We start from the raw sequence: 17,483 nt of genomic DNA, 5'->3' as shown, positions 1-17,483 counted from the left end.
GCACTGTGCCCAGCTACTGGAGAACCATTGGCCCCGTCTCCGCCCATCCGTTCGCACGCTTCGGCACGGGCGCCGTCGCGACCGCCGGAATCCTGTTGGCCGTCTGTCCGTACCGGCGTCCGCCGCCGAGTCCGACCAGCTGTGGATCGCCGCGCCGTACGAGAAGAACCTGCAGACAGGCCCCGAGGGGGCGACCCCGGTCGAGGTCGGTCTGAACCACGACAACGACACCTTCACCGTCACGGACGGCCGCCTGACCGTCGATGCCTCCGGGCTCGCGGGGGTGGCAGAGGTGATCTGGCCCGAGAACTGCGCGCCCAGCGGGACGACCGAGTGTGCGCCGTCGCCCAGGTGCCGCTGATCGGCCCGGACTACAGCCCGCAGGTACTGCTGGAGGTCCACGCCGCGGAGGGCGCCGAGGCGGGGATGCAGGGCCGGATCACGTACGCGGCTACCGCGACGGGCGGCCCGGAGGGGACGGCTGGGTGACGGTCAACCCGACCCCGGCCGGGACCCGGCGGGGCGGGCGGCTCGCTCCCCCGCCGGGTCCGGTTAGCGGGCCGGTGCGGTGTCCCGGCCCGTCCGTCGCCGTTGCCAGGCGTCGGGGTTCAGTCGTCGGTGAGAGCGACCGCCCCGACCGGGCAGGCCCGTGCGGCTTCCCGTACCAGCGGGTGGGTCTCCGGCACCGCCGGGCCATCGGGGAGCATCTCGCTGAACCCGTCGTCGTCCTGGGTGAACACGTCCGGCGCGGTCAGCGCGCACATGCCGGCCCCCACGCAGCGTTCCCTGTCGACCCGGATGCCCATGACCCTCACCAGGCCACGGGTAGTTCGAGCAGGCCCTGGATGGTGTCACCGGGTTTGTGCCGGATCTCGTTCGCGGGTACGGCCAGCCTGAGGGCCGGCAGCCGCTCGAAGAGGGTGCGCAGGGCGATGTCGAGCTCGGTCCTGGCCAGGTTCTGGCCCAGGCACTGGTGGACGCCGAAGCCGAAGGCGAGATGGTGGCGGGCGGACCGGTCCCAGTCCAGCGTCTCCGGATGCTCGAACACGTCGGCGTCGCGGTTGATGAGCGAGGTCGAGAAGAAGACGCCCTCGCCCTTGCGGATCGTCGTCCCGTCCACCTCGATGTCCTCGGCCGCCAGCCGTTGCAGACCTTCGGCGATGGAGAGGAAGCGCAGAAGTTCCTCGACCACTGCGGCCGTCGTCGTCTCTCCGGATCGCAGCGCCGCCAGTTGACCGGGATGGCGCAGCAGCGTGAACGTGCCGAGCGAGATCATGTTCGCCGTCGTCTCGTGTCCCGCGACAAGCAAGATCAGAGCGAAGGAGACGAGGTCCTCCCGGCCGACGGGCCCGTCCGGGTGGTCCCGGTGGATCAGTTCGTCCAGCAGCCCGTCCCCCGGTTCCGCGCGCTTGCGGTCGATCAACACGCCGAGATAATCCTCCAGTTCGATCCGTGCGCCGTCCACATCGCTCGCGGCGGGGCCGCGCAGAAGGCGGCGCGAGCAGCCCTCGAAGAACGCGTGGTCGGCGTAGGGCACGCCGAGGAGTGCGCAGATCACCATGGACGGCACCGGCAGCGCGAAGTCGGCGACCAGTTCGGAGGGCGGCCCCTGCCGCTCCATCGCGTCCAGCAGCCCGTCCACCGCCTCCTGGATCTGTGGGCGCAGCGCGGCGATCCGCTTCACGGAGAAGCTCGGGATGAGCTTCCTGCGCTGGGCGTTGTGCTCGGGGTCGTCGACGCCGAGGAGCGCCACGCGCCGCTGCCGCGTCTGCGTGAACCGCTCGGCCGGAATCGGGAAGCCGGGGTGGGTGCGGTCGGTGGAGAGCCGGGGATCCGCAAGCAGGCGACGGGCGAGCGCGTGCCCGGTGACGGCCCAGACCGGGCGTCCGTCGAAGAGCGTGACCCGGCTCAACGGGCCCTGCGCACGCAGCGGTTCGTAGCCGGTGGGCGGGTGGTAGGGGCACTCACGGTCCTGCGGGAACGGTGGCGCGGGGGTCGGTTCGGTGGCGGTGCCGGTGAAGGCACGGTCCTGGCGGGCCGGTTCCGTCGTGGATTCCGTCATGGAGCGGTCGCCTCGCAGTGCTCGGTGATGGGTGCGAAGCGGGTCACTCCGCACCTCACCCCAATAAGATGCCTCAGGCACCTATCTGGTCGACGCATGGACCGGCCACATCACGGAGCCTCAGATCTGGCCGGTGTTTTTCGCACGTGATCGAACGCCTGCTCATCCCCTCAGGCAGGGAGGGATGGACGGGCGGGATGCGGGCGGAGCCCTGGCTCACGCGGGGCCCGAATCCGTTCACCAGGCTGTCCGGAACCATACCGTCCGCGCCACTTCGGGCATCCGTCGAGCGGCGGGGCACCCGGGGCGTCAAGCGGTGATCTTGGCGATGAACGCGGCGAGATTCGTCATGGTGCGGTCGATCTGCTGTTCCAGGGTGAGGGACTCGCGCAGCCGCCCGCCCACTCCGGCGTCCTTCTTCCCGCGTACGTAGAGCGAGCAGGCGAGGTCGGTGCACATGTAGGCGCCGACCGAGTTGCCCTGCTTGCCCGCCTTCCCCGGCTTAGGGGCCACCAGCAGGGAGACTCCCCCGGTGTGGACGGTCACGCACATCGAGCACATGCTGCGGCGGGTCTGCGAGGAGCCGGCGGCGGAGGAGCGCAACTGGACCCCGACGTGGCCTTCACCGGACGGCATCACCAGGTAGGCCCGGTCGGGGGCCTGGGGGTCGCGCCAGCCCAGGAAGTCCAGGTCGTCCCAGGGCCGGTCGGCCAGGTCACGGGGGACGGACAGGCGCTTGGCCTCACCCTTGGTGCAGTTCACGAAGGCGCTGCGGATCTCTCGCTCGGTCAGGGGTTTCATGAGATCCACGCTAATTTGCCTAAGACCATTAGGCAAACGTATATTTCTTTAGGCAACTATGGGGCAGTGTTCGGAGGGTGGCATGGCACGAGCGGGACTGGCCGCGGAGCGCGTGGTGCGGGCGGGCGCGGAGCTGGCGGACGAGATCGGCTTCGAGCAGGTGACCCCGTCGGAGCTCGCCCGGAAGCTGGGCATCAAGACCGCGAGCCTGTATTCGCACGTCAAGAACGCCCACGACCTCAAGACCAGGATCGCCCTGCTGGCCCTGGAGGAACTCGCCGACCAGGCGTCGGCGGCCATCGCGGGGCGGGCGGGCAGGGACGCGCTCGGCGCGTTCGCCAACGCCTACCGTGACTACGCGTTCCAGCACCCGGGCCGCTTCGCCGCCGCCCGGTTCCGCCTCGACGCGGCCACGGCGGCCGCGAGCGCGGGCCCGCGCCACTCCCGGATGACACGGGCGCTCCTGCGCGGCTACGACCTGCCCGAGCTTCAGGAGACGCACGCGGTGCGGCTCCTGGGCAGCGTCTTCAACGGCTACGTGGAGCTGGAGATGGCGGGCAGTTTCAGCCACAGCGCCCCCTCCTCCGAGGAGAGCTGGACGGAGATCCTCGACGCGCTCGACTCCCTGCTGCGCAACTGGCCCGCTTCTTCTTCCTGACCCGGACACCCCCTCCCCTCGCGACGAACGAAGAGACCGAGAACATGACCACCCGGCACGACTGGACGACGACACCCATCAGCACCGACATCCTGCGCGGCGCGCTCGACCTGGAGCAGACCGAGCGCGGAGTGCTGCCGCACCGGCTGCCCGCCCGGGCACGGCAACAGATCACCGACGGCCAGCTGGCGATGGCCGAGTCGCAGCCCTCAGGGGTCCGGCTGGCGTTCCGCACCCGGGCCACCGCCGTCGAACTGGACGTGGTCGCCACCAAGCGCGTCTACGTCGGAGCGCCCCCGCGCCCCGACGGTGTGTACGAACTCCTCGTGGACGGCCGTCTCGCGGGCCGGGCCAGTGTCCGCGCCGGCGACACGCTCACCATCGACATGTCCGCGGGGACGGCCCAGACTCGCCCGGGGCCGATCGAGACGCTCCGGTTCACCGGCCTTCCGGACGACGAGAAGGACGTCGAGATCTGGCTGCCCCACGACGAGACGACGCGCCTGGTCGCCCTGCGCACCGACGCTCCGGTCCGCGCTCCCCGGCCGAGCGGCCGCCCGGTCTGGCTGCACCACGGCAGTTCCATCAGCCACGGCTCCAACGCCACCACCCCGACCGGCACCTGGCCGGCCCTGGCCGCGGCCTCCGGCGGCGCCGAACTGATCAACTTGGGGTTCGGCGGCGGCGCCCTGCTCGACCCCTTCACCGCCCGCGCCATGCGCGACACCCCCGCCGACCTGCTCAGCGTCAAGATCGGCATCAACATCGTCAACGCCGACCTGATGCGGCTGCGCGCGTTCGGCCCGGCTGTCCACGGCTTCCTCGACACTCTGCGCGACGGGCACCCCACCGCACCCCTGCTGGTGATCTCGCCGATCTGCTGCCCCATCCACGAGAACACCCCGGGGCCGCTCGCCCCGGACTTCACCGCGATGAGCGAGGGGCGGGTGGGGTTCACAGCCACCGGCGATCCGGCGGAGGTCGCCGCGGGGAAGCTCACTCTCACCGTCATCCGGGACGAGCTGACCCGGATCGTCGGGGAGCGCGCGGCCACCGACCCCCATCTGCACCACCTCGACGGGCTGGCCCTCTACGGCGCGGCCGATCATGCCGAGCTCCCGTTGCCCGACGATCTGCACCCGGATCCCGCCACCCACCGGCGTATCGCCGAACGCTTCTCCCGGCACGCCTTCGGCCTCGGTGGGCCCTTCGCTCCGCAGGAGCGGTGATGCCGAGCGCCCGGCCACCGGCCGGATCCCCGCCCGGCGCCTCGTCCGCCGGTCGACGGGCAGCCGAACACTCTGTTGCCGGTCGGCGGGGAGCCGGTTCGATACGAGCCCGGCTCCCCGCCTTTCGCCGTACGGCCGATTACGGGGCGTCCACCAGGATGCGACCGTCGGCCGGGACGAGGGAGGCGAGGCCGCCCGCGTAGGCGGACTCCACGCGGGACCGCTCGGCCGCGTTCGGAACCGCGTTCGTGCAGCTCGTACCGGCGCTGGAGCCCGACATCAGCTGCGAGCAGGGGCCGGGCTTGGTGTCGGGCAGGCCCAGGCTGTGGCCGAGTTCATGGGCGGCGATACGGGTCTTGTTATGGCCCTGGGTGACCGCCTGGCTGCCCAGCTCGACCCGGGCCTGGCCGCCGGGGCGGACCGGGCCGAGCGTGGCCTGGGGCCAGCCGCTGGTGGCCACGATCTGTATCTCGGCGCGCGTGCCGGGCGCGGCCTCGACGAGCTTGACGTTGCCGACGTTCGCGTTCCAGGAGGCGACCCCTGCGGCGATCGCCGCCTCCCAGCCGCCGGCCCGGCTGTCGTCGTAGCGGAGCGTCACCACGGCCGCCGTGGTCTCCGCGGCCGGGTCCGGCGCGGGAGCGGCGTGCGCCGCCGTGGCCGAGGCCAGGGTGAGCGTCACGGCGACACCGGCCGCCTTGAACCATCTGGAATCCAGCATTGTTCGTCCCTTCACTCATGGGGGGCTCGGCTCCTCGCGGAGCCGGGCGAGTGGGAGAAACGGCCGGTTCGCGGGGAACCGGGCGGCCTCGATGGCCGGTTGCCGTTCCTCCCGGGCCGCAGGACGTATGCCGCGATCGGACCTTGGTCATGCCCCTGTCACGAAATGAGGCCGGAAACCGACCCTTGCCCCGTGGTGGCGCGAGGCCGGCGACACCGGGGGCCGTTTCCGTACCCTGGAGGGCATGCGCATGCGACCCACCCTGAGCTGGACCTCGGCCGAGGAGCTGCCGCCGGGCACGACGGACCTGGAGCCGGTTGCCGAGGCGCTGCGCGGTGGCGGTGTCCTGATCCTGAGCGGGGCGGGCATCTCGACGGAGTCGGGCATCCCCGACTACCGGGGCGAGGGTGGGAGCCTGAGCCGCCACACCCCCATGACCTATCAGGACTTCACGGGCGACGCCGGGGCCCGTCGCCGCTACTGGGCGCGCAGCCATCTCGGCTGGCGTACGTTCGGCCGCGCCCGGCCCAACGCCGGGCACCGGGCCGTGGCCGCGTTCGGGCGGCAGGGCCTGCTGGCGGGGGTGATTACCCAGAACGTGGACGGGCTGCACCAGGCCGCGGGCAGCGAGGAGGTCGTGGACCTGCACGGACGTCTGGACCGGGTCGTCTGCCTCTCCTGCGGCGCCTTCAGCCCGCGCCGCGCGCTGGCGCACCGACTGGAGGCGGCCAACGAGGGTTTCGCTCCGGTGGCCTCCTCGCTGAACCCGGACGGCGACGCGGACCTCACGGACGAGCAGGTCGGGGACTTCCGTGTGGTGGCGTGTGCCGCGTGCGGGGGCGTCCTCAAACCGGACGTGGTGTTCTTCGGCGAGGCCGTGCCCCCGCAGCGGGTCGAGCGCTGCCGCACGCTGGTCCGCGAGGCGCGCACCCTGCTGGTCCTGGGCTCGTCGCTGACCGTGATGTCGGGGCTCCGCTTCGTCCGCCAGGCCGCCGGGGCCGGTACGCCGGTGCTGATCGTCAACCGGGATGCGACCCGGGGCGACCGGCACGCCGTGACCCGTATCGCCCTTCCGCTGGGAGCGGCCCTCACCGCCGCGGCAGGCCGGCTGGGTGTTCACGTCCCCGCCCATGCCGCCGACGCGACGGCAGAGCCCGCGTAGCGGGGCGAGGCCCACCCCTCCCCGCCCCCTCCGTCACTCTGCGCACGCGGGATATTACCGATATAGATGCTTATGGGCAGTTTTCTGCTCGGTCAGTCGGGTACCCCACTGAGAGGCGGCTGCCCCGCCGCATCCCATGCGTCCCCCACACCGCCTTCCGAGGCCGTCGACAGAGCAAGGAGCAACCGTGCCTTCAGTACCGTCCATCACCCTCAACAACGGTGTGACGATCCCCCAGCTCGGCTTCGGGACCTTCCAGATCCCGCCGGACGAGACCTGCGAGACCACGGTCGCCGCGCTGGAGACCGGCTACCGGCACATCGACACGGCGCAGATGTACGGCAACGAGAAGGAGGTCGGCCAGGCCGTCCGGGAATCCGGGCTCGACCGCGCCGACGTCTTCGTCACGAGCAAGCTGAACAACGGGGCGCACGCACCCGACGAGGCGCTCCGGGCGTTCGACCGCTCCCTGGAGGAGCTGGGCTTCGACTACCTGGACCTCTTCCTCATCCACTGGCCCCTGCCGGGCGGTTCGGGCGACTTCGTGGAGACGTGGAAGACGCTGGAGGAGATCTACCGGTCCGGGCGCGCCAAGGCGATCGGGGTCTCCAACTTCCAGGAGAACCATCTGCGCCGGCTGCTGGACAGCAGCACGGTGGTGCCCGCCGTCAACCAGATCGAGGTGCACCCGTACCTCACGCAGGACCCCCTGCGGGCCTTCGGGGCGGAGCACGACATCGCCACGGAGGCGTGGTCGCCCATCGCCCAGGGCAAGGTGCTCTCCGACCCGGCGATCGCGCGGATCGCCGAGCGGGTGGGCAGGACCCCCGCGCAGGTGGTGCTGCGCTGGCATCTGCAGCGCGGGGACATCGTGTTCCCCAAGTCCGTGACGCTGAAGCGGATCCAGGACAACTTCGCGCTCTTCGACTTCGAGCTCACCGAAGGGGACATCGGCGAGATCGCCGCCCTCAACCGTGACGAGCGCACCGGGCCGGACCCGGACACGTTCAACGGCTGACCCGGCCCGGCGGCATGGTGTGCGTACGCGGTGGTCCCCACCGCCTACGCACACCATGGCCCTTCTACCGTGCGAACTTCCTCAGGTCCTCGGCGAGCGAGCTGATCGCCGCCGGATTGCGCGGGCTCTCGACGAGGTCCACGTAGTCGAGGACGACGATCCGGTCGTTCTTGATCGCCGAGACGCCGGCGAGGGGCTTGTAGGACTTCAGGAACTTCCGCTTCTCGTCCGCGCCGGTGTCGCCGTAGTTGTTGATGACGATGACCTCGGGGTCGCGGTCGACGACGGTCTCCCAGCCCACCGTGGTCCAGCTGTCCTTGAGGTCCTTCATGATGTGGTCGCCGCCGGCCTTGGTGATGATGTCGTGCGGTCCGGCGTACGCGCCCGAGGTCAGCGGCTTGTCCTTCCCGTCGTCGTACAGGAAGACGCGGAGGCGGCCGTCGTCCGTGGCCGCCTGGGAGCGCGCGTCGGCGACCTCCTTCCGGAAGGACGTGATGAGGGCGTCCGCCCGGTCCTCCACGTCGAAGATCTTTCCGAGGTTCCGCAGGTCGGTGTAGAGCGCTTCGAGCGGGGGCATGACGCCGCGGGCCTTGCCCTGCCCGTTCCGGCACGACTCGCTGAGCAGGTAGGAGTCGATGCCCACGCGCTTCAGTTCGGCGGGGGTGAAGCCCTCGCCCTCGTTGAATCCGTAGTTCCAGCCGGCGAAGACCAGGTCGGCCCGGGCGTCGAGGACCAGTTCCTTGTTGATGCGCTCCTTGGAGAGCCACTTGGTCTTCTTGTAGCCGTCCTTCCAGGGGACGGACGTCATGTCGCCCTTGTCGTCGGGCATCACGTATCCGGCCATGTGGTCCTCGAGTCCGAGGGCGAACATGATCTCGGTGATGCCGACGTCGTTGGTGACGACGCGCTGCGGGGCCTTGTCGTAGCGCTTCTTCTCACCGCAGTTCTCCACGGTCACCGGGTAGTGGCGGTCGGCCTGTGCGCTGCTGTCCTTCCCGTCGGCTTCCGGGGTGACGTCCGCTCCGCAGGCGGTGAGGGCCAGGGCGGCGGCGAGGACGAGGGCCGCGGGGCGCAGGGGATGGGGCATGAGGGCGGGTCTCCTTCAGGAGGTGGGACGGGCCGGGGGAAGGTCGAAGAGCAGTTGCAGCGCCCCGGTTTCGGGGTGGGTGACGCGATGTGCCCGTACGCCGAAGACGTCGGCCAGCAGGTCGGTGGTCAGGACGTCGTGCGGCGGTCCGGAGGCGACGATCCGGCCGCTGTCGATGACGTGGACGACATCGCAGTGAAGGGCGGCGAGGTTCAGGTCGTGCAGGGCGGTCAGCACCGTCAGGCCGCTGTCGCGGACCAGAGCGAGGACTTCCAACTGGTGGGCGATGTCCAGGTGGTTGGTCGGCTCGTCGAGCACCAGGACCCGGGGCTGCTGGGCGAGCGCGCGGGCGATCAGGACGCGCTGCCGTTCGCCGCCGGAGAGGGTGAGGAAGCCGCGTTCGGCCAGGTGTCCCGCCCCGACGCCTTCCAGCGCCTCGTCGCAGCGGCGGCGGTCCTCGTCGGTCGTGCGGGCCATCGGCCCCTGGTGCGGCAGACGGCCCATGGCGACGATCTCGATGACGGTGAAGTCGAATTCGGCGACCGCGTCCTGCGGAAGCGCGGCCAGCCGTCGGGCGCCTTCCCGGGTGGAGAGGGCGTAGAGGTCCTCACCGCCGATCCTGACGGCGCCGGCGGACGGGCGCAGAGCGCGGTAGACGCAGCGCAACAGGGTGGATTTCCCGCTGCCGTTGGGGCCGACCAGGCCGACGAACTGCCCGTCGGCCGCGCCCAGGGTGACCTGGTCCACCAGGCGTGCGCCGGCGATCTCGACGGTGAGCGCGTCGATGTCGATCCGCATCAGATGCCCCCGAAGGAATAGGCGCGCCGGCGCATGAGGAGGATGAAGCAGGGAACGCCGATGACCGCGGTGAGGACGCCCACCGGCAGTTCGGCCGGGGCGAGCACCACGCGCGAGAGGATATCGACCCAGATCAGCAGGACGGCTCCCGCGAGGGGTGCGACGCCCAGGAGCCGCCGGTGGTCCGCGCCGACCAGCATCCGGGTGGCGTGCGGGACCATCAGGCCGACGAAGCCGATCGCCCCGCTGACCGCGACCACCGCCCCGGTGACGGCCGCGGAGACGAGGAAGAGTTCCTTGCGCAGTCTCCCGGGGGCGACGCCGAGCGCGGCGGCGGTCTCGTCGCCCATGGCGAGGGCGTTCAGACGCCGCGCCGACCAGCCGAGGTGGGCGAGGCCGACGAGCACCGCCCCGGCGGCGATCGGCACGGCACCCCAGTTGGCCCCGCTCAGGCTGCCGAGCAGCCACATCATCGCGGAGCGGGCCGCTTCCCCGCGCTCGGCCGCGAACACCATGAACGTGGTGACGGCGGAGAAGCCGTAGTACATCGCGGTCCCCGTCAGCACGAGCCGGAGCGGGGTGAGACCGCGTTCGGTGCGGGCGACCGCGTACACGAGCAGCATCGCGAGGAGCGCGGAGGCGAACGCCGCCGTGGACAGCGCCCAGATGCCCAGCGCACCCAAGGCCCCGAAGATGAGTACGGCGTTGGCGCCGACCGCCGCGCCCGAGGAGATGCCGAGCACGAACGGATCGGCGAGCGCGTTGCGCACCATGCCCTGGACGGCGACGCCGATGGCCGACAGACCTGCGCCCACGACAGCGGCCAGAACCGCCCGTGGCAGGCGCAGTTCCCAGACGATCGTGTAGGCCGGGACCTCGTCGGAGCCGATGGCTCCGCCGGTCAGCCCCGCCCACAGGTAGCGCGTCACCTCGGCCCAGGAGAGCCCCGAGGCCCCCAGTGCCGCGCCGCAGACGAGTGAGAGCGGAAGGGCGAGGCTCAACCCGGTCACGAGGAGGGGCAGGGGTACGCGGCGGGGCGGCGCCGGTCCGGAGCCGACGCGCGCGGGACTCGGCGGCTTGGCGGGTATGCGGTCGAGAGACGTGGCCACGGCCGGTCGCTTTCGCCTCGGGCCGTGCGTCGCGCAAGGAGGAGCGGCCCCGGACGGCGGCCGTCCCGCGCAGCGCCCTTTTCGCAGTCCACGGCGAATGGTCAGGAGCCTTCTGTGCCGCGGGTGATCGGGCTCACGGACCGGGGGTCCGTCTACCGTTGCGGGTCAGCGCCGGATTTCGACCGGACTTCCCCCGTGGCGAGTCCGCAGCCTAGCGCGTACGTCGGTCCCGGCCTCGGGGAGGGCCGAGGGCGGCGGGCTCGGCATCCCCGCCCGGGCTCCCCGCACGTACGGGCGGGGGAGGCAGGAATTCCGTCATCACCGTGTGCGGCAGCGATGGGTTGGCGGCGGCCGCTTCCGCCGACCGCAGGTCGGCGCCCGCGACGAGATCGGTGACGACCGACTGCGGCAGCGCCGGGTGCCTGGCGGCAACGGGTCGTGCCTCGTCGTCGTCCAGACAGGCGAGGAGCGCCGGGGCCGTCGCGTTGTGGTGCCCGGCGATGAGCCGGAGTGCCTTGCGTACGGGTGGTTCGTGCCGGGCCAGTTCGGCCAGCAGCGCCGGTGTCGCATCGGGATTGGCCGCGATCCCCGCGATGACCCGGGCGCCGTGCCGGCCTGCCAGGGCGCGGAGCTGCGACTCCTCCAACCCGGGGTGCGGGGCGACGGACTTGACCACCTTGGCGTCGGGGTCGGTGGCGAGGGCGTCGCGGATCTCGGCGGGGAGGTCGCGCCGTTGCGCCACGAGCATCCGCGCCGCCGGGTCCGACGACCCGGCCAGTGCCTCGACCTCGGCGAGCGAGGCGGCGGCGATCCTCGGCAACAGGGTGGCGCCGATCCTGGTGCCGCGGGCCAGGCGGGTGAGCACGTCGAGGGGTACGCCCGGGTGATGCGCCGGCCCGCGCCGCACGTCGTGGCAGTCGTCGTCGGCGAGCGCGCGGATCAGGGCGTCGCCGATGGCGGGGTTCTCGGCCAGGCCGGCGCGTACCCCGGGGTCGGGGTCGGAGGCGAGGAGCTCGTACACCGGGGGAGGCAGATCACGGCGGGCCGCCAGCGCCCGCCGCAGCAGGTGCGACGGGTGGTCGACGAAGCCGACGAGGGCCCCGGCCGGGGTGGTCGGGTTACGGAGCGCCGCGTACAGCAGGTCGTGCGTGGTGGACGCGTGGGCACCGTCGCAGGAAGCCCACGGTGGCAGGTCGCGATCGGGTCGCGGGCCGTGCGGATCGTGGGCGAACGGCGGCGTCCGCCGGTCGCATACCAGGCAGTGCCGCGCGGCGGGCAGCCCGTCCCCGGTCACCAGGGCCTCCAGTACGGACGGCGGTGTCGCTTCGTTGGCCGCGGCCATGCGGCGCACCTCGGCGTGCGGATGCGCGGCGAGCCGGGCGGCCACCCGTGCCGGGGCCCAGAGGGCTGCCTCCGCGACGACCCGTATCTCCGGGTCCGCCGCCAGCGTCTCGACCACGTCGGGCGGGAGGCCCGGGCAGGCGGCCAGCTTCTCCCGGTGCTCGACGACCGGATCGGCCGCGAGGAGGCGCGCCCACGCGGCGGGGGCCGCCCCCGTGTCGAGCAGGGCGAGAGCCACGTCGGGCCGGGCCACGGGGTCGACGTCCGCAGCCGTAAGCCGCCCCCTGCACGCGAGGGGCACCCCGCTCTCCTCGACGCGTGCGGCCAGGGCGACGGCCTGGGCGCGGCTGAGGTCCGCCCGGTCGGCGAGGTGGTCGGCGACCTCGGCGTCGGCGACGGCGATCAGCCGGTCGAGCAGGGACGACGGCAGGTTCTCGTTCGCGGCGAGCCCGCACAGGAGGTGGTTCACGGAGGGCATCCTGCCGGGTCCTCGGCCGGGGAGCAGGTGGTTTTCACGCGGTGCGCGCGCCCGGTGGTTTTCACGCGGTGCGCGCGCCCGGCAGCATCATGGAGGGCGGAAGGCTCCGGGTACGTCCTCGGCGTTCACCACATTCATCGTGTTCACCAGCTGATCCGGGCCGCCACGGGCCGGTGGTCGCTGCCGGTGGCGGGCAGCACCCAGGCGCTCTCCGGTTTCACGCCACGTACGAGGATCTGGTCGATCCGTACCACGGGGAGCGTGGACGGCCAGCTGAAGCCGAAGCCGGCCCCCGCCGTCTCCTGGGCCGATTCCATCCGGGAGGTGAGCCCGGCGTACGCGCGGTCGTCCAGGGCGCCGTTCAGATCACCGAGCAGCACCACCCGTTCGTTCTCCTCGGCGGCGACGGCCTGGCCCAGCGACTGCGCGCCGGCGTCCCGCTGGCCCGACGACAGCCCGGCCCTGGGGTTCACGCGTACGGACCCGAGGTGGGCCACGTACACCGCCAGCGGCCCGTGGTCCGTGGTCACCGTGGTCCGCATCCCCCGGTTGTAGGCCATCTTGACCTCGGCGGGCTTGGCGTCCCCCAGCGGTCCGGCGTCCATCTTGACGTCGACCGGGCGGGTGTCCGACAACGGGAACCTGCTCCACAGCCCGACCGTGCCCTGCACCGTGTGGTGCGGGTACGCCGTCGCCAGTTCCTTCTCGTACGTCCCCCGGGCGCGGTCGGCCAGCTCCTCCAGTGCCAGCACGTCCGCACCGGAGCGGGCCAGGGCGCGGGCGGTGCCGACCGGGTCGGGGTTGTCCGCGCCGACGTTGTGGGAGGCCACCGTGAGGTCGCCACCTGGGTGCGACTTGTCGGTGAGCAGTCCACCGAAGAGGTTCAGCCAGGCCACGACCGGCAGGAGCAGGGCGATGAGCGCGGGGGCGGAGCGGCGCAGCAACGCGCCGGCCAGCAGCAGCGGGACGAACAGGCCGCACCACGGCAGGAAGGTCTCGACCAGGCTGCCGAGGTTCCCGATCCGGTTCGGGATGCTCGCGTGCAGCAGCAGGAGCAGGCCCAGCAGCAGCGCCGCCGTCGCGAGGACCCGGCCGCGGCGCCAGATGCCCGAGGCTCGGGGTGTTCCGGGCGTGCGCGACGTGCCCGAATTCTCCGACGGGTCGGCCGCGTCCTTCGTCCGTGCCTCGGCAGCGGCCGCGTCTGCCCCGTTCGCTCGGTCCAACTGCGTCGCCATCGTCTGTCCTCGTTCGCTGCCGGTCACTGTCGCATCCTCGGGTCCTGGGTGGGGTCGGCGTACATGCGCGGGCAGCCTCGGTCCGCCGCGTCCGTGCGCAGCTCGAAGTGCCAGGGCTCGTTCCGGTAGATCCGGCACAGCCCGTACGCGGAGCCGTGTTCGGAGAGCCAGTCCGTCGCCCTGTCGGGCCCGATGTCGACCGCGTCCCCCGCCACGTGGGGAGAGGTCGTCGCGGTGGCGACCCAGCGGGCGGCCTCGGCCTCCGAGCCGTGCTGCGCGACCGCCTTGCGGAGCAGTTCCTTCTGGTACGCGGCGGAACGCCAGCCGCTGTTGACGGTGAACGTGATTCCGTCGTCGGCGGCGTTCTGTGCGGCGCGGCGGAGGGCGTCGAGCAGCTCCGCGTCGAGGTTGGCCACCGCCGGAACCTCGTCGTCGAGGACCGTCACCCCGTCGGGTACGACACCGTCGGACTCGTCGAGCGCGCCCCGGCTCTCGCGGTGCGGGGCGTGCGAAGGCGGCCGGTCGGAGAGGGACGGGGCGGGCAGGAAGGGCGAGAAGTCCTGGCCCGGGGTGGCCGTCGAGTCCGAGGAGGGTTTCAGCAGCGGGTGGCCGAGGGCGACGACGATCGCTGCCAGGACGGCCACCAGGCCGACGACAAGAGGTGTGCGGAACCGGAGGGTCGACGTACGCGCCGACGGCGGGGGTCGAGTCATGCTGCCCAGTCAAGGCAGCGCGGAGTTGCCGGCGCGTATGTGCTTTTCGATACGCCGACGATATGCGGCGACTCCTACCATCAGGGACATGCGTGTGCTGATCGTCGAGGACGAGCCCTATCTGGCGGAAGCCATCCGCGACGGTCTGCGTCTCGAAGCGATCGCGGCCGACATCGCGGGCGACGGCGACACCGCGCTGGAGCTGCTGAGCGTCAACGCCTACGACATCGCCGTCCTCGACCGTGATGTGCCCGGTCCTTCCGGTGACGACATCGCCCGGCACATCGTCGCGTCCGGCAGCGGCACCCCGATCCTCATGCTCACCGCCGCCGACCGGCTCGACGACAAGGCCTCCGGGTTCGAACTCGGCGCCGACGACTACCTCACGAAACCTTTCGAGCTCCGCGAACTCGCCCTCCGGCTCCGGGCGCTCGACCGCAGACGGGCCCACAGCAGGCCGCCCGTGCGGGAGATCGCGGGGCTGCGGCTCGACCCGTTCCGCCGGGAGGTGTACCGGGACGGCCGGTATGTCGCGCTGACGCGGAAGCAGTTCGCCGTGCTCGAAGTCCTGATCGCCGCCGAGGGCGGTGTCGTCAGCGCCGAGGAACTCCTCGAACGGGCCTGGGACGAGAACGCCGATCCGTTCACCAACGCCGTGCGCATCACCGTATCGGCTCTGCGTAAGCGCCTCGGAGAACCCAGGATCATCGCGACCGTTCCCGGCGTCGGCTACCGCATCGAACCGGCTGCCGACGCCGGACGGGGAGACGGGCAGAACGGAGAGAACCGTGGCTAGGGGCGAGCGGACCGCCGCCGGGGCCGAGGGGACGGGGGTCCCGCCCGCCGGGCCCGTGGTCAGGCGGCCCGGGTTGAGCGTCCGCCTCAAGCTGACCCTCAGCTACGCCGGGTTCCTCATGGTCGCGGGGATCCTGCTGCTCACGGCGGTGTGGGTGTATCTCCTGCAGTACGTTCCCGATGACTGGAACCAGCGCATGCTGTACGAGAACCCCAACCGTCAGCTCCTCGCGTACACCTTCGCCCCGGCGGCGGGCACCGTGCTGGTGATCCTGCTCGTCTTCGGGCTCGTGGGCGGATGGTTCCTGGCCGGCCGCATGCTCGCCCCGCTGACCCGGATCACGGAAGCCACCCGCACCACCACGCACGGATCGCTCTCCCACCGGATCCGGCTGCCCGGCCGCAAGGACGAGTTCCGTGAACTCGCCGACGCCTTCGACACGATGCTCGCCCGGCTGGAGGCGCACGTCGCCGAGCAGAAGCGCTTCGCGGCCAACGCCTCCCACGAGTTGCGGACGCCGCTCGCGGTCTCCCGGACGCTGCTGGAGGTGGCCCGCGCCGATCCGGACCACGACACCGGCGAGATCATCGACCGCCTCCATGCCGTCAACAGCAGGGCGATCGACCTCACCGAGGCGCTGCTCCTCCTCAGTCGGGCGGACCGGCGTTCCTTCGCCCGGGAACGCGTCGACCTGTCACTGCTCGCGGAAGAGGCCTCCGAGAGCCTCCTCCCCCTCGCGGAAGAGCGCGGCGTCACCCTGGAGACGCGGGGCGACATCGCCGCCACGACCGGATCGCCGGCGCTTCTGCTGCAGCTGACCACGAACCTCGTGCACAACGCCATCGTCCACAACCTGCCGGCAGGGGGCACCGTCCAGGTCACGACGAGCGTCGGCGCCGAGACCGTGGTGCTGGCGGTCGAGAACACCGGTGTCCCCCTCTCCCCCGAGCTGGTCGCGACGCTCACCGAACCGTTCCAGCGGGGCGCCGAACGCCTGCGTACCCACCACGCCGGGGTGGGCCTCGGCCTGGCCATCGTCGAGACCATCGCTCGCGCACACGACGGGACGCTCGTCCTCGCTCCGCTCACCGGCGGCGGGCTGCGCGTCACGGTCGAGCTCCCGTCGGCCGCCGGGAGCGGGGACGGCTGACCGGCGCGACCTCTTCACTCCCCCTGAAGCGACGGGGCCCGCACCTCGTACGGCAGGATGGTGCCATGAGCGTAGTCAAGATCAATGTGCTGACCGTCCCCCAGGAACAGCGCGAGACGCTGGAGAAGCGCTTCGCGTCCCGCGCCCATGCCGTGGAGAGCTCCGACGGATTCGAATGGTTCGAGCTGCTCCGGCCCGTCGAGGGCACGGACGACTACCTCGTCTACACGCGCTGGCGTGACGAGGCCTCCTTCCAGGCGTGGATGGAGGGTCCGATGAAGGCGGCCCACCAGGGCGGTGACGCCTCCGGCGGCGAGCGCCCCAAGCCTGCGGCGAGCGGGTCCACCGTGTGGTCCTTCGAGGTCGTGCAGCAGGCGGCGCCGAAGGGCGCGTAGGCGAGCGCGCACCGATGTGTGCCCCTGGCCCGGCCGGCCCATGACCGGCCGGGCAGGTCGCTCCCCCTTGGGTGCGGGGCAGCAAGGCCGCTGGGCCGGGCCCCGGTGCGTCAGCGGTCGACGGGCGGCAGTCCGGCCAGGCCGGAGTCGAGCATGATGCGGTGGACGGTCCTGTCCAGAACGCTGTCGGAGCCGATCACGGTCTCCCGTCCGTCGGGCAGTACATCGCGGGGGCGGTACCAGTCGCGCAGTTGGTTCTCGTCGACCTCGTCGGCGATGGGCTTGGTGGCGTGCCGGGCCACGGTCTCGGCGAACGGGACGTCCAGGTAGTACCCGTGGGTCGGGCCCCGGTGGTCGGCGCGCAGCCGGGCGAGCATGTCGCCGTAGTGGTCGGCGTAGAGGATGCCTTCGACCACCACGTGGTAGCCGGCGTCCAGGGCGTAGCGCGCCGTCAGATCGATCAGGCCGATGTTCGCCGCCCCCGGCCGGTCACGTTCGCGCAGCACCGTGCGGCGGAGGTTGTCCTGCGCGACGACGGCCAGTCCGCGGCCGAATCCGTGGCGGAGACCGGCAGCGACGCTCGACTTCCCCGACGCGCTGTTGCCGCGCAGGACGATCAGCCGGGTCTCTTCCGTGCCCACCTTCACGGCGATCACGCTAGCGGCCCCGGGCCCGGCCCGGGGCCGCACTCGTCCATGTCACTCCCAGGGTGCACGCGGTCTCCTCCCGGCGG

General features: G+C 71.9%; 19 protein-coding genes. 8 read left to right on the top strand and 11 right to left on the bottom strand.

What is annotated here, in order from left to right:
• The first annotated feature begins 333 nt into the window (after positions 1-333).
• A complete protein-coding gene (locus IE134_RS34190) occupies positions 334-489 on the top strand; it encodes a hypothetical protein (RefSeq protein WP_229823618.1) in 156 nt (51 codons plus the stop codon).
• 119 nt (positions 490-608) lie between these two features.
• Here the strand turns inward: IE134_RS34190 and IE134_RS17010 are convergent, their stop codons facing one another.
• The 3 genes from IE134_RS17010 to IE134_RS17000 all read right to left on the bottom strand — a co-directional run bounded on the left by IE134_RS17010 (position 609) and on the right by IE134_RS17000 (position 2,863).
• A complete protein-coding gene (locus IE134_RS17010) occupies positions 609-806 on the bottom strand; it encodes a ferredoxin (protein ID WP_030717884.1) in 198 nt (65 codons plus the stop codon).
• Between the two features lie 5 nt (positions 807-811).
• Entirely contained in the window at positions 812-2,062 is a 1,251-nt protein-coding gene (locus IE134_RS17005; protein WP_126931801.1) for a cytochrome P450, read from the bottom strand.
• Between the two features lie 309 nt (positions 2,063-2,371).
• A complete protein-coding gene (locus tag IE134_RS17000) occupies positions 2,372-2,863 on the bottom strand; it encodes an FBP domain-containing protein (RefSeq protein ID WP_097884373.1) in 492 nt (163 codons plus the stop codon).
• Between the two features lie 82 nt (positions 2,864-2,945).
• Between IE134_RS17000 and IE134_RS16995 the strand changes: the two genes are divergently transcribed.
• Together IE134_RS16995 and IE134_RS16990 are read left to right on the top strand one after the other, a co-directional pair.
• Positions 2,946-3,521 (top strand): TetR/AcrR family transcriptional regulator, encoded by a 576-nt coding sequence (locus IE134_RS16995; RefSeq protein ID WP_030717876.1) that lies wholly within the window; start codon positions 2,946-2,948, stop codon positions 3,519-3,521.
• A 44-nt stretch (positions 3,522-3,565) separates the two neighbouring features.
• Positions 3,566-4,750: an SGNH/GDSL hydrolase family protein gene (locus IE134_RS16990; protein WP_126931802.1), complete on the top strand. Its 1,185-nt coding sequence runs from the start codon at positions 3,566-3,568 to the stop codon at positions 4,748-4,750.
• A gap of 139 nt (positions 4,751-4,889) precedes the next feature.
• Here IE134_RS16990 and IE134_RS16985 read toward each other — a convergent pair whose 3' ends face one another.
• Positions 4,890-5,468 carry a snapalysin family zinc-dependent metalloprotease gene (locus IE134_RS16985; RefSeq protein ID WP_098894326.1) on the bottom strand — a complete coding sequence of 193 codons (579 nt, stop codon included), beginning with the start codon at positions 5,466-5,468 and terminating at the stop codon, positions 4,890-4,892.
• 244 nt (positions 5,469-5,712) lie between these two features.
• Between IE134_RS16985 and IE134_RS16980 the strand changes: the two genes are divergently transcribed.
• Positions 5,713-6,630, top strand: coding sequence for an NAD-dependent protein deacetylase (locus IE134_RS16980; RefSeq protein ID WP_126931803.1), 918 nt, complete (start codon positions 5,713-5,715; stop codon positions 6,628-6,630).
• A 187-nt stretch (positions 6,631-6,817) separates the two neighbouring features.
• On the top strand, positions 6,818-7,648 hold the full coding sequence (locus IE134_RS16975; protein WP_030717859.1) for an aldo/keto reductase: 831 nt from the start codon (positions 6,818-6,820) through the stop codon (positions 7,646-7,648).
• 64 nt (positions 7,649-7,712) lie between these two features.
• Here IE134_RS16975 and IE134_RS16970 read toward each other — a convergent pair whose 3' ends face one another.
• The 6 genes from IE134_RS16970 to IE134_RS16945 form a co-directional block, all read right to left on the bottom strand.
• A complete protein-coding gene (locus tag IE134_RS16970; RefSeq protein ID WP_098017627.1) occupies positions 7,713-8,735 on the bottom strand; it encodes an ABC transporter substrate-binding protein in 1,023 nt (340 codons plus the stop codon).
• A gap of 15 nt (positions 8,736-8,750) precedes the next feature.
• The gene (locus IE134_RS16965) at positions 8,751-9,533 is read right to left on the bottom strand and encodes an ABC transporter ATP-binding protein (protein WP_030717852.1); all 783 of its coding nucleotides are present in this window, start codon (positions 9,531-9,533) and stop codon (positions 8,751-8,753) included.
• Positions 9,533-10,642, bottom strand: a complete 1,110-nt coding sequence (locus IE134_RS16960) for a FecCD family ABC transporter permease (protein ID WP_189430934.1) — start codon at positions 10,640-10,642, stop codon at positions 9,533-9,535. The genes IE134_RS16965 and IE134_RS16960 overlap by 1 nt, the downstream gene beginning before the upstream one ends.
• Positions 10,643-10,853: 211 nt before the next feature.
• The gene (locus tag IE134_RS16955) at positions 10,854-12,452 is read right to left on the bottom strand and encodes a hypothetical protein (RefSeq protein WP_229823615.1); all 1,599 of its coding nucleotides are present in this window, start codon (positions 12,450-12,452) and stop codon (positions 10,854-10,856) included.
• A 152-nt stretch (positions 12,453-12,604) separates the two neighbouring features.
• Entirely contained in the window at positions 12,605-13,696 is a 1,092-nt protein-coding gene (locus IE134_RS16950; RefSeq protein ID WP_229823612.1) for an endonuclease/exonuclease/phosphatase family protein, read from the bottom strand.
• Between the two features lie 23 nt (positions 13,697-13,719).
• Positions 13,720-14,409 carry a M15 family metallopeptidase gene (locus IE134_RS16945; protein ID WP_189430930.1) on the bottom strand — a complete coding sequence of 230 codons (690 nt, stop codon included), beginning with the start codon at positions 14,407-14,409 and terminating at the stop codon, positions 13,720-13,722.
• An 88-nt stretch (positions 14,410-14,497) separates the two neighbouring features.
• On the opposite strand from IE134_RS16945, the gene IE134_RS16940 reads away from it, so the two are divergent.
• The 3 genes from IE134_RS16940 (at position 14,498) to IE134_RS16930 (ending at position 16,750) form a co-directional block, all read left to right on the top strand.
• Positions 14,498-15,205: a response regulator transcription factor gene (locus IE134_RS16940; RefSeq protein WP_189430928.1), complete on the top strand. Its 708-nt coding sequence runs from the start codon at positions 14,498-14,500 to the stop codon at positions 15,203-15,205.
• Positions 15,206-15,260: 55 nt separating this feature from the next.
• On the top strand, positions 15,261-16,355 hold the full coding sequence (locus tag IE134_RS16935) for a sensor histidine kinase (RefSeq protein WP_189430987.1): 1,095 nt from the start codon (positions 15,261-15,263) through the stop codon (positions 16,353-16,355).
• A gap of 65 nt (positions 16,356-16,420) precedes the next feature.
• Positions 16,421-16,750 carry an antibiotic biosynthesis monooxygenase family protein gene (locus tag IE134_RS16930; RefSeq protein ID WP_030717837.1) on the top strand — a complete coding sequence of 110 codons (330 nt, stop codon included), beginning with the start codon at positions 16,421-16,423 and terminating at the stop codon, positions 16,748-16,750.
• Between the two features lie 110 nt (positions 16,751-16,860).
• On the opposite strand, the gene IE134_RS16925 is transcribed toward IE134_RS16930, so the two are convergent.
• Positions 16,861-17,406, bottom strand: coding sequence for an AAA family ATPase (locus IE134_RS16925; protein WP_030717835.1), 546 nt, complete (start codon positions 17,404-17,406; stop codon positions 16,861-16,863).
• Between the last annotated feature and the right edge of the window lie 77 nt (positions 17,407-17,483).

The organism is Streptomyces rubiginosohelvolus, assembly GCF_014649875.1.
Lineage (GTDB): Bacteria > Actinomycetota > Actinomycetes > Streptomycetales > Streptomycetaceae > Streptomyces > Streptomyces rubiginosohelvolus.
Note: the sequence above shows the minus strand (reverse complement) of the source record. Positions and strands in the feature narration are given on the sequence as shown.

Coding starts and splice junctions, on each gene's coding strand:
- IE134_RS16970 (WP_098017627.1), bottom strand. CDS start 8,735: ATGCCCCATCCCCTGCGCCCCGCGGCCCTCGTCCTCGCCGCCGCCCTG.
- IE134_RS16945 (WP_189430930.1), bottom strand. CDS start 14,409: ATGACTCGACCCCCGCCGTCGGCGCGTACGTCGACCCTCCGGTTCCGC.
- IE134_RS16930 (WP_030717837.1), top strand. CDS start 16,421: ATGAGCGTAGTCAAGATCAATGTGCTGACCGTCCCCCAGGAACAGCGC.
- IE134_RS16980 (WP_126931803.1), top strand. CDS start 5,713: ATGCGCATGCGACCCACCCTGAGCTGGACCTCGGCCGAGGAGCTGCCG.
- IE134_RS17005 (WP_126931801.1), bottom strand. CDS start 2,062: ATGACGGAATCCACGACGGAACCGGCCCGCCAGGACCGTGCCTTCACC.
- IE134_RS17000 (WP_097884373.1), bottom strand. CDS start 2,863: ATGAAACCCCTGACCGAGCGAGAGATCCGCAGCGCCTTCGTGAACTGC.
- IE134_RS16990 (WP_126931802.1), top strand. CDS start 3,566: ATGACCACCCGGCACGACTGGACGACGACACCCATCAGCACCGACATC.
- IE134_RS16995 (WP_030717876.1), top strand. CDS start 2,946: ATGGCACGAGCGGGACTGGCCGCGGAGCGCGTGGTGCGGGCGGGCGCG.
- IE134_RS16940 (WP_189430928.1), top strand. CDS start 14,498: ATGCGTGTGCTGATCGTCGAGGACGAGCCCTATCTGGCGGAAGCCATC.
- IE134_RS16950 (WP_229823612.1), bottom strand. CDS start 13,696: ATGGCGACGCAGTTGGACCGAGCGAACGGGGCAGACGCGGCCGCTGCC.
- IE134_RS17010 (WP_030717884.1), bottom strand. CDS start 806: ATGGGCATCCGGGTCGACAGGGAACGCTGCGTGGGGGCCGGCATGTGC.
- IE134_RS16985 (WP_098894326.1), bottom strand. CDS start 5,468: ATGCTGGATTCCAGATGGTTCAAGGCGGCCGGTGTCGCCGTGACGCTC.
- IE134_RS16965 (WP_030717852.1), bottom strand. CDS start 9,533: ATGCGGATCGACATCGACGCGCTCACCGTCGAGATCGCCGGCGCACGC.